The organism is Flavobacterium sp., assembly GCF_027531905.1.
In the GTDB taxonomy this organism is placed as follows: domain Bacteria; phylum Bacteroidota; class Bacteroidia; order Flavobacteriales; family Flavobacteriaceae; genus Flavobacterium.
On record NZ_JAPZSU010000032.1, the window covers coordinates 66063 to 78071 of the forward strand.

At 34.8% G+C, this 12009-nt stretch carries 4 protein-coding genes; 2 read left to right on the top strand and 2 right to left on the bottom strand.

Annotated features, from left to right (window positions below; all coding sequences use genetic code 11):
* Positions 1–33 precede the first annotated feature (33 nt).
* Both O9307_RS09265 and O9307_RS09270 read right to left on the bottom strand, forming a co-directional pair.
* Entirely contained in the window at positions 34–726 is a 693-nt protein-coding gene (locus O9307_RS09265) for a SusE domain-containing protein (protein WP_298298130.1), read from the bottom strand.
* A gap of 3 nt (positions 727–729) precedes the next feature.
* Positions 730–7932, bottom strand: a complete 7203-nt coding sequence (locus O9307_RS09270; RefSeq protein WP_298298133.1) for a T9SS type A sorting domain-containing protein — start codon at positions 7930–7932, stop codon at positions 730–732.
* Positions 7933–8141: 209 nt separating this feature from the next.
* Here O9307_RS09270 and O9307_RS09275 point away from each other — a divergent pair, with 209 nt between their 5' ends.
* Both O9307_RS09275 and O9307_RS09280 read left to right on the top strand, forming a co-directional pair.
* Positions 8142–9740: a S8 family peptidase gene (locus tag O9307_RS09275; protein WP_298298136.1), complete on the top strand. Its 1599-nt coding sequence runs from the start codon at positions 8142–8144 to the stop codon at positions 9738–9740.
* A 235-nt stretch (positions 9741–9975) separates the two neighbouring features.
* Positions 9976–11850, top strand: coding sequence for a M1 family metallopeptidase (locus tag O9307_RS09280; RefSeq protein ID WP_298298138.1), 1875 nt, complete (start codon positions 9976–9978; stop codon positions 11848–11850).
* The last annotated feature ends 159 nt before the right edge of the window (positions 11851–12009 follow it).

Genomic DNA, 12009 nt, shown 5'->3' on the forward strand with positions numbered 1-12009 from the left:
TGAAAACGGGGCTTTTTTTTATAAAACTAGTGATTAGTTGGTTTTAAACTTCCAAACTTGTCCAGTAGTTTCTCCACCTTTGTTGTCTTTAACAACTACTTTCCAAAAATATTCCTTGGTAGGTTCCAAGGTAACATCAAATGATTTTGTAGCACTATTTTCCTTGATTTTTGTAGTAGGATTGGCTGCGGTTCCAAAATAGATGTCATAAGTCAAAACATCAGTGGCATCAACGTCAGTAGCGTTCCATTTCAGTGTAGTGCTTGAACTATTCAACACCACATTTTGAGTAGGTGCCACCAATTCAGGCGCAAACGGAAGATGATTAACTACAGCATCTCCAGAAGTGTAAAACTTGTAGGTTGATGAATACGCACTAGAAAGCCCTTTACTATCTGTCGATTTAAGTCTCCAATAATAAGCGGTATTTTTTTCTAAGTTGATGCTCTTAGTTAAGCCCTGAACATCCTCGGTTTTCACTATTTGAGTAAATTGGTTGTCTTTGGCCACTTGTAATTGATAGGTGATTACATCGTTGTTTGCATCGGTTGCAGCACTCCATTCAAATACAACAGTGGTGTTCAAACAAAGTTTGTTATCAGATGGAGCTACCAAGGCAGGTACTGTGGGTGCAGTATTTTTAACTTCGGGTTTGTCGTCACCGCCACCGCTACTACAAGCAGTGAACATTAGGCTAACGATTGATAAATATATTAAACGTTTCATTTTTTATTTTTTAATAATTTTTACATAAATAGGTTGGTCAAACTCTACTTTAGTCATATAAATCCCTGCAGGTTGATTATCCAGTGACAATTGAACTTTTCCATTTTCAACAGTATATGTTTTATTAGAAATCAATTGACCGTCTAACGTATACATACTGATGTTTACTTCTTTGTTTGTTGCAGGTATTTCTATTTCAAAAGCTCCAGAAGTTGGGTTTGGGAAAGCAGAAATTGTTCCAGTTAATGTTGCAATGTCTTTCGCATAAATTCCTTCGCAAGCTTTGGCAGTTTTAACCTCCAATAGACCGCCTGTTTTCGCGTCTACAGTAAAAGAAGTAGCATTGGTTTCAAATTGTTCCACTCCGTTCAAGAAAACCGTATACGGAGCCGTTCCTGTAGCAATTTCAACCGCTACTTTCTCTGCTTTTAGACTACTTGATTTTCCAGTTATAGTTGCTCCTTTAGGAATAACGATAGTAAAAATTTGCTCGAACGTTTCACCAGGAATAGTAATGGTTACTTTATAAGTCCCAGGTGCTAGATTGGTTACTTTTAAACTGTTATTGGTAAAAGTGTAGGCCGTTGTATTTATAGTTGCTTTATACCCATAGGCTGCTGTTGCAGTAATGTTTATTTCGCCATTATTTGAATTAAGGCAAGTTTCACCTTTTGATTCAATTGCAAAATTGTTTGAAGGTAAACTAAATTTACAATCTGTACTATAACTTGCCGTTGCATCTTTGTACGTTGCCCATTTGGTATTAGAATAATTGACATCGTCAACTTCTATACAAGTTAAAACGGGGTTGTTGGTAAAGTTCTTTACAAACATCATCCCGGCTCCAAATGCATTATTACCATTTCTTAGATTTAAACTTTTCAATTTATTGTACGAACAATCAATCGTGGTGATTTTTACATTTTTAGACAAATCAAGTGTACTAAGTAAATTGTTGTTACATACAATAGATTCAAGTTTTGTATTATTTGTAACGTTTAATTGTTCTAGTAAATTCTGACTAGTGGATAAAGATTGTAATTGAGTATTCTTAGAAACATCTACCGTTTTCAATTGATTTGAGCCACAATTTAGTGAGGTTAGAGTTGTATTCTTGGTAACATCCAACGCAGACAATTTATTTGAATTACATGACAATTCCGTTAGATTTTTGTTTAGAGAAACATTTAATGTGGTTAATTCATTGTTACTGCAGTATAAAGTCTTTAAATTAAGATTCTTGGTCACATCCAAACTTGTTAGCTTGTTATTGGAACAATCTAAAGAGAGCAAGGCTTCATTTTTAGCTAAATTAATGGTAGTTAAACCATTAGTTTCACAAACTAACTCAGTTAAACTAATAAAATCTTCAATTCCAGTCAAATTGGTTATTGAGCTATTTGAAACGTTTAACTTAGTAAGTGAAACAATAGCAGAAGTTAGTACTTTTCCATTTTTCCCATCAGTATCAATGCCTAAATCTATTAATTTTTGTTCAAAATTAGTATCTGGGATTAGTGTATACAGGGTACAATCCGTGGCATTAAAAGAGGCAGTTGCATCTTTTTTGGTAGCCCAATTAGCCGTAGCATAGGTTACATCGTCCACCAAAATACATTTTAGATTTGGGTTTGATCTTAAATCTATTGAATTCGTTGCTATTAAAGTGTTTTTACCATTTTTGAGATTTATAGTAAGAAACTTGTTGTTTCTTACATCAAGCGAAGTTAAAGCCACATTTTTTGAAACGTCTAGTGTGGTTAATTTATTACTATGACAAGAAAGCGATTTTAAATCTACATTTTTAGAAAGATCTAGTGTGGTTAATTTGTTTCTATCACACCAAAGTAATTTTAAAGCTACATTTTTAGAAAGATCAATCGAGGTTAATTGGTTGCCTCTTACATCAAGGAAATCTAACGCTGCATTTTTAGAGAGATCTAGTGTGGTTAATTGGTTATCATCACAATAAAGTGTAATTAAAGCTACATTTTTAGAAAGATCTAGCGTGTTTAATTTATTGTTAGTACAATTAAGATATGATAAAGCCACATTTTTAGAAAGATCTAGTGTGGTCAGTTGGTTAGTATAACAATAAAGTGTAGTTAAAGCCACATTTTTAGAGAGATCTAGTGTAGTTAATTGGTTGTCACCACTATTAAGAAATCTTAAACCCACATTTTTAGAAAGATCAAGCGTGCTTAATTGGTTGGTATTACAATAAAGAGTTGTTAAAACTATATTTTTAGAAAGATCCAACATTGTTAATTTATTGTAAGAACAAAGAAGTTCTTCTAAAGCCACAAAATCCTGAATTCCAGTTAAGTTGGTTATCCCACTATTATTTACATCAAGTGAGGTTATGCCCGCTATACTTTGGGTAGCCACTTTGCCGTTTTTACCATCTTTATCAATCCCTAGTGTGATCAATTTATCTTCAAATTTAGCATCTGGAATTAACGTGTAAATAGTACAATCTAAACTAAAACTTGCTGTTGCATCTTTGGTAGTGTTCCATTTTTCAGCAGCAGCAATATCAGCTACCTGTATACAAGTTAAACTTGAATTATTAGCACAATTTAAAGTAGCTATTGCAGTGTTTTTAGATAGATCTAATTTTTTTAATTGATTTCCAGAACAATTTAAAGTAGTCAAAGCTTTAAACCCTTCGACGCCTTTTAAATCTAAAATACCACTATTAGCAACGTCTAATGTAGTTATAGTTGCAATACTTGAACTTAAGACCACACCATTTTTACCATCAGTGTCAATGCCTAAAGCAATGAGTTTGTCTTCAAATTTAGCATCAGGTATTTGTGTTGTTAAGCTACAATCATACGGTGAGAAAAAAGCAAAAGTATCTTTTCTACTCGCCCAATTGGTATTGGCATAGATAGCATTATCCACCAAAATACAGCTTAGATTTGGGTTTTTAGAAAGGTTTATTTTATCGGCCTTTATTAAAGTGTTATTACCATTTTTAAGGTTCAAACTGCTTAGTTTGTTTTCAGAACAATAAAGCTCTATTAAAGCCACATTTTTAGAAAGATCCAGTGAAGTTAATTGATTGCTATAACAATAAAGTTCATTTAAAGCTAAATTTTTAGAAAGATCTAGCGTGGTTAATTGGTTGCTTCTTACATTAAGTGAAGTTAAAGCCACATTTTTAGAAAGATCTAGTGTGGTTAGTTTATTGCTATTACAAACTAGAGATGTTAAAGTCACATTTTTAGAAACGTCCAGTGAGCTTATTTGGTTTGGACCACAATCTAGACTAGTTAAAGCCACATTTTTAGTTATATCTAAGCTGGTTAAACCATTACTGTAACAGTATAAGGTTTTTAACGCTACAAAATCTTGAATTCCGGTTAAGTTGGTTATCCCACTATTGTTTACATCAAGTGCGGTTATGCCAGCTATACTTTCAGTTTTCACTTTACCATTTTTACCATCTTTATCAATCCCTAGTGCGATCAATTTATCTTCAAATTTAGCATCTGGAATTAAAGTGAATATAGTACAATCTAAACTAAAACTTGCGGTAGCATCTTTGGTAGTGTTCCATTTTTCAGCAGCAGCAGTATCGGCTACTTGAATACAAGTTAAACTTGGATTATTAGAACAATTTAGAGTTGCTATTGCAATGTTTTTAGAGAGATCTACTTTTTTCAATTGATTTCCTGAACAATTTAAAGTAGTCAAGGCTTTAAAACCCTCGATACCTTTTAAATCGATAATGCCACTGTTACTAACATCTAATGTAGTTAAAGTTGCTATACTTGAGTTCAAGATTACACCATTTTTCCCATCCGTATCAATGCCTAACGCAATGAGTTTTTCTTCAAATTTAGTATCAGCTATTTGTGTTGTTAAGCTACAATCATAAGGTGAGAAAAAAGCAAAAGAATCTTTTTTATCCGCCCAATTGGTATTGGCATAGGCAACATTGTCTATCAAAATACAGCTTAGATTTGGATTTTTAGAAAGGTTTATTTTATCGGACTTGATTAAAGTGTTATTACTATTTTTAAGGTTCAAACTGCTTAGTTTGTTTTCAGAACAATAAAGCTCTATTAAAGCCACATTTTTAGAAAGATCAAGTGTGGTTAATGCATTAGCTTTACAATTAAAAGTTTTTAAAGCTACATTTCTAGAAAGATCTAATGTTGTTAATTTGTTGTTATAACAATTTAGACTAGTTAAAGCCACAAAATCTTGAATTCCAGTTAAATCTGTGATCGAACTAATACTTACATTTAGTGAGGTTATGCTGGCTATGCTTTCGGTAACTACTTTACCGTTTTTACCATCTCTATCAATCCCTTGTGCGATCAGTACATCTTCAAATTTAGCATCAGGAATTAACGTGTAAACAGTACAATCTAAACTAAAACTTGCGGTAGCATCTTTGGTAGTGTTCCATTTTTCAGCAGCAGCTATATCAGCTACTTGAATACAAGTTAAACTTGGATTATTTGAGCAATTTAGAGTTGCTATTGCAGTGTTTTTAGAAAGATCTACTTTTTTCAATTGATTTCTAGAACAATTTAAAGTAGTCAAGGCTTTAAACCCTTCGATGCCTTTTAAATCAATGATACTACTATTACTAATGTCTAATGTAGTTATAGTTGTAATACTTGAGTTCAAGATTACACCATTTTTCCCATCAATGTCAATGCCTAATGCAATGAGTTTGTCTTCAAATTTAGCATCCGGTATTTGTGTTATTAAGCTACAATCATACGGTGAGAAAAAAGCAAAAGAATCTTTTTTGTCCGCCCAATTGGTGTTGGCGTATGCAACATCGTCTACCACAATACAGTTTAGATTTCGGTTACTAGTAAGATTTATATTTATGTTAGCTAGTACAGTATTTTTACCATTTTTGAGATTCAAACTGGTTAATTGGTTACTTGTTACATCAAGTCCATGTAAAGCTACATTTTTAGAAAGATCCAGTGTAGTTAATTTGTTATATTGACATTCAAGCCTTAATAAAGCCACATTTTTAGCAAGATCTAGTGTGGTTAATTGATTATAACTACAATAAAGCTGGCTTAAAACCAAATTTTTAGATAGATCTATTGTATTTAATTTGTTGGAAAAACAGTCTAGTCTAGTTAGCTCCACATTTTTAGAAAGGTCTATTGTGGTTAATTGATTGCGAGAACAATCAAGAAATGATAAAGCCACATTTTTGGTTATATCTAAGCTGGTTAAACCATTACTGTTACAATTCAAGTTTTTTAACGATACAAAATCTTGTATTCCTTTCAAGTCTGTTATCGAACTAGAAGAAACATCAAGTGAGGTTATGCCCGCTATACTTTGAGTAGCCACTTTACCATTTTTACCATCTTTATCAATCCCTAGTGCGATCAGTTTATTTTCAAATTTAGCATCTGGAATTAACGTGTAAATAGTACAATCTAAACTAAAACTTGCGGTAGCATCTTTGGTAGTGTTCCATTTTTCAGCAGCAGCAATATCGGCTACTTGAATACAAGTTAAACTTGGATTATTTGAGCAATTTAAAGTAGCTACTGTAGTGTTTTTAGATAAATCTAATTTTTTCAATTGATTTCCAGAACAATTTAAAGTAGTCAAGGCTTTAAACCCTTCAATACCTTTTAAATCTATAATACCACTATTACTAACATCTAATGTAGTTATAGTTGCAATACTTGAGTTTAAGATTACACCATTTTTCCCATCCGTATCGATGCCTAACGCAATGAGTTTGTCTTCAAATTTAGCATCAGCTATTTGTGTTGTTAAGCTACAATCATAAGGTGATAAAAAAGCAAAAGAATCTTTTTTATCCGCCCAATTGGTATTGGCATAGGTAGCATCATCCACCAAAATACAGCTTAAATTCGGATTGGATGAAAGCGATATACTTGAATTAGTTAGTAAAGTATTTTTACCATTTTGGAGATTCAAACTGGTTAACTGGTTATTATTACAATACAGCACTCTTAAAGCCACATTTTTAGAAAGATCTAGCGTGGTTAATTGATTACTATTGCAATAAAGCTCTATTAAACCCACATTTTTAGAAAGATTTAGCGTGGTTAATTGATTATTATTACAATAAAGCAATCTTAAATCCATATTTTTAGAAAGGTCCAGCGTGGTTAATTTGTTGTAATAACTTTCTAGCCTAGTTAAAGCCACATTTTTAGAAAGATCTAGCGAGGTTAATTTATTAGCACTACAACTTAAATTTGTTAAAGCTACATTTTTGGAAACATCCAATGTCGATAATGGGTTACTACTGCAATCTAAACTAGTTAAACTAACATTTTTAGAAACATCTAATGTACTCATACCATTGCCTTGGATTTCTAAACTTGTTAGAAGTAAGTTTTGGGAAAGATCAATATTAGTTATTTTATTTGCATAACATATTAAACTAGTTAATGCCACGTTTTTTGTGACATCTAGTTTTGTTAACAATCCATTTCCGCCATCGGACGACCAACTACTGCCAGCGCATTTCAATGATTTTAAAGAGATAAAATCCTGAATTCCTGTCAAATCTTGAATGCCACTAGATGAAACATTTAATTCAGTTAGTTTGTTAATGTTATTAGTCAATACTTTACCATCTGGAACACCAGAATCGTAACCTAATGCAATCAATTTTTTCTCAAAATTTACATCAGGGATTAAGGTATAGGCAGCGCCAATTGTCGCTACATCAACCACAGAAACATTGTCTACCAAAATTTCTGAGTTCAGCGTACCGGTTGTCCAAATATCTACTTCGATAGATTGGTTTGCTGTTGGGGTGTAGTCAAATTCTATTTTTCTCCACTCGGTGCTGGACGTTACGCCATCGGTTTTTTTGGTAATTTCTGTTTTAAAAGTGCCTGGTTGGTGATACAAACTAAGCTCAATGGCCGAGAAAGTTCCCGAAACCAGTTTGTGATACATCGTAACACGATAGGTTTTGCCTGCTACAACCGGAAAAAACTCGCTGTTGATGAAGTTAAAGGTACCGCTAGTAATTTGCATTTTAGTACTCGAACTTCCATTTTGAGCAGAAGCGCTTTGGAATACTAATCCGCTAAAAAATCTGAACCATTTGTCTGGTTGTGAAGAGTTTGTCCAGTTTTCGAAATTACCATTGGGCACCAAATTGGTTTGGGCCTGCAAGGTAATCGTCAAAAACAAAAACAGCAAAAGTAATTTTGTTTTCATATAAAAGGGGGTTTGTAATAAAGTACTGCAAGTTTATAAAATCCCTTTTGTTTGAACTAATGAATTGATTGTTAATAATCATTTTTTTTATTTTGTAAGTTTTATGGGGTTTTTATCCTGTTTTCTCATAAAAAACAGCCAACAATTGCACGCTATCTAATTCACTTCTCTTATTTTTGGAAAGAATTAGTAATCGTAAAATACCATCTATGAAAAAGAAAACATACACCCAATGGGCTTTGGCAGTGGCATTGGCTTTTTGTTTATCGGGAAATGCACAAACATTTACGGATAAAAAAGGAAAATTAACCGAGCAACAATTGCAACGTTGGTCGCATTTAGATTTGGCTAAGGACAGTATTCCAGGAATGAGTGTCGACAAAATGTATGCGGAGTTAATCAAAGATAAAAAAGGAAAAAAAGTCATTGTAGGTATCATTGATTCTGGAGTGGATATCGAGCACGAAGACCTAAAATCAGTGCTTTGGACCAACAAAAAAGAAATTGCTGGCAACGGTATTGACGATGACAAGAATGGGTTTATTGACGATGTACACGGTTGGAATTTCTTGGGCAACGATTTGCACGAAACCCTAGAAATGACTCGTATTGTGAAAAAAGGTGACGATGGTTCAGCTGCCTACAAACAAGCCAAAGCAGCCTATGATAAAAAATATGCAGAGGCGATGCAAGGCAAGCAACAAGTTGATTTTCTTATCAACGTTGATAAAGTCGTGCAAAAACACTTGCAGAAAGCGGTATATACGCTAGATGAAGTAAAAGCGATCACAACTACAGAGCCTGAGTTGACCAATGCGAAAGCCGTGATGACTCAAATTTTGGCCAATGCCGCTGGTGCCGATTTTTCTGCACAATTGGAGGAGTACCGTAAGTACGTATACGATCAATTGAACTACAATTTGAATTTGGAGTTAGACGGACGTAAAGCAGTCGGAGACAATCCAGAAGACATCAAAAACACCAAATATGGCAACAATATTGTTTTTGGTCCAGACAAAGAAGAGGCCTTACACGGGACTCACGTTGCAGGGATTGTTGCACAAACACGAAACAACAATTTAGGCGGAGATGGGATTGCTAACAATGTTGAAATTATGACCATTCGTGCCGTTCCAGACGGAGATGAATATGATAAAGACATTGCTTTGGCTATTCGCTATGCAGTAGACAATGGCGCCAAAGTCATCAACGGAAGTTTTGGAAAAAGCTTTTCACCACACAAACAATGGGTGTATGATGCTATCAAATATGCTGAGAAAAAAGATGTGCTTTTTGTTCACGCAGCGGGGAATGATGGACTTAATATTGATTTAGCCGAAAATGCTAATTTCCCGAACGATTCAGACGATAACAAAATAGAATTTGCATCAAATGTAATCACAGTTGGCGCTTTGAACTATAATTATGGCGAAGAAGTTATCGCTTCTTTTTCTAATTATGGCGCTTTCAATGTTGATGTTTTTGCTCCAGGTGAAGAAATCTATGCTACCATCCCGAATAACAAATACAAATATTTGCAAGGAACTTCTATGGCTTCTCCAAATGTGGCGGGCGTAGCGGCAATGATTCGTTCTTATTTCCCAAATTTATCTGCTAAGCAAGTAAAACAAATCTTGATGAGTTCTGGAACGCCTTTACCATCAAAAGTTGTAGTTGGCGAAAAGAAAGAATTGAAAAACGCTGCTGAGGTAGGCAAATCGGCTGCAATGGTTAATGCTTACAATGCTTTTAAAATGGCAGAGCAATTGAGTAAAAACCCAAAAGGGAAAGTAAAAATTCAAGGGTAAAACCTTGCTAGGATTAATAATAAACCTGTTGGGGTGGATTTCAAATAAAATTCAACCATATAGAATCATAGACCAAAGCTGATTTAAATAAGAAGGAATAGAAATAGTTTTATTTCGCACATAGATAGCTATGTGAAGAGTAAAACGTCTTTTTCATTCTATTAATAACTATAAACTCTATGTCTCTATGAGGAAAAAAAAGTTTCACTCAACGCGTCATAATAAATAAAAAAGCATGAAAAAAATAGTTTTAGTCTCCATTTTACTTACCAATTTTGGATGGCTTTCGGCTCAGAACACTGGGTATTGGCAACAGCACGTCGATTACAAAATGGAGGTGTCGATGGATTTGAAAACCTATCAATACAAAGGGAAACAAGAATTGGTGTATACCAATAATTCACCTGAGACCTTGACTAGAGTTTTCTATCATTTGTATCCCAATGCTTTTTCACCAGGAAGCGAAATGGATGCTAGAATCCAAAGCATCAAAGATCCTGATGCGCGTATGGTGCACAAAGCCACGGTAAATGGAGTGGAAACCAAACAAAGCCGCATCAAAGATTTGAAACCCAACGAAATTGGTTTTTTGCATATTGCTAATTTAAAACAAGATGGAGTAGCGGCTACGGCAAAAGAAGTAGGAACGATACTCGAAGTTACTTTAGCCAAACCATTATTACCAGGTGCAAAAACGATTTTTACGCTAGATTTTGAAGGACAAGTTCCCGTTCAAATTCGTCGTTTTGGGCGCAATAACAAAGAAGGTGTCGAATTATCGATGACGCAATGGTACCCAAAAATGGCCGAATTCGATTTTGAAGGTTGGCACGCCGATCCGTATATCGCTCGTGAATTTCACGGCGTTTGGGGAAATTTTGATGTAAAAATTACGATTGACAAAGCCTATGTTTTGGGTGGATCGGGTTACTTGCAAAACAAAAACAACATTGGCTATGGTTACCAAGATGCAGGCGTTACGGTGCCAGTCAACAAAAAAGCGAAAACGCTGACATGGCATTTTTATGCTCCCGAAGTGCACGATTTTACTTGGGCTGCCGATAAAGACTATTTGCATGATGTGGTGAAAGGACCGAACAACGTCGATTTGCACTTTTTATACAAAAACAATCCAAAGATTATTGCCAATTGGAAAGCCTTGCAACCCAAAACCGTAAAGCTAATGGAAATCTATAATGAAACCGTTGGCAACTATCCTTACAAACAGTATTCTGTAATTCAGGGTGGCGATGGCGGAATGGAATACGCGATGTGTACCTTGATTTTAGGGGAAGGAACTTTCGAAGGATTATTGGGCGTGACCGGTCACGAAATGGCGCATTCTTGGTTCCAGCATATTTTGGCTTCCAACGAATCCAAGCACGGATGGATGGACGAAGGTTTCACTTCGTTTTTGGAAGATTTTGGTCTGAATGCCATTTCTGACAAACCCGTTGAAAATCCATTTATCAATGCTTACAAAGGTTATTTATCTATGGCCAATTCTGGCGAAGAGCAGCCACAAAGCACGCACGCCGATCGATTTGACAAAAACCGTTGGTACAGCATCACCTCTTATAGCAAAGGCGAAGTTTTCTTAACGCAATTGGGTTATTTGATTGGGAAAGACAACCTATTGAAAACCTTGAAAAAGTACTACCAAGACTTTCAATTCAAACATCCAACGCCAAATGACATCAAAAGAAGCGCAGAACGCATTTCTGGCGCCAATTTGGACTGGTATTTGACCGATTGGACCCAAACTACCAACACGATTGATTACGCCATAAAAGACGCCAAAGACGCTGCCGATAAAACCGTGGTTACGTTAGAACGTATCGGGCGTATGCCAATGCCTATCGATTTGTATGTAGAATACACCGATGGCACTACGGAAAGCTTCTACATTCCGTTGCGAATGATGAGTTTTGAAAAAGAAAATCCAACGCCAGCCATCAAAAGAACGGTGGCCAAAGATTGGGCTTGGGCGTATCCCACCTATGAGTTGACGATTGGCAAACCCAAATCAGCCATCAAAAAAATCACCATCGACCCTAGTGGTTTACTAGCCGATATAAAACCCGCCAACAACATTTTGGAAGTGAAATAATTTTTTTGAAATACCTTAAAAACCTGAACTCGATTAATAATTTGGGTTGAAAATATTGCACAAAAAGGTAAAATTTAGTATATTTAAATCTCTGACAATTAAATATTTAACTAAATTCTACCTTATGATTTGTTTCGATAAAATTACTGATATTTTTTC

Coding starts and splice junctions, on each gene's coding strand:
- O9307_RS09265 (WP_298298130.1), bottom strand. CDS start 726: ATGAAACGTTTAATATATTTATCAATCGTTAGCCTAATGTTCACTGCT.
- O9307_RS09270 (WP_298298133.1), bottom strand. CDS start 7,932: ATGAAAACAAAATTACTTTTGCTGTTTTTGTTTTTGACGATTACCTTG.
- O9307_RS09275 (WP_298298136.1), top strand. CDS start 8,142: ATGAAAAAGAAAACATACACCCAATGGGCTTTGGCAGTGGCATTGGCT.
- O9307_RS09280 (WP_298298138.1), top strand. CDS start 9,976: ATGAAAAAAATAGTTTTAGTCTCCATTTTACTTACCAATTTTGGATGG.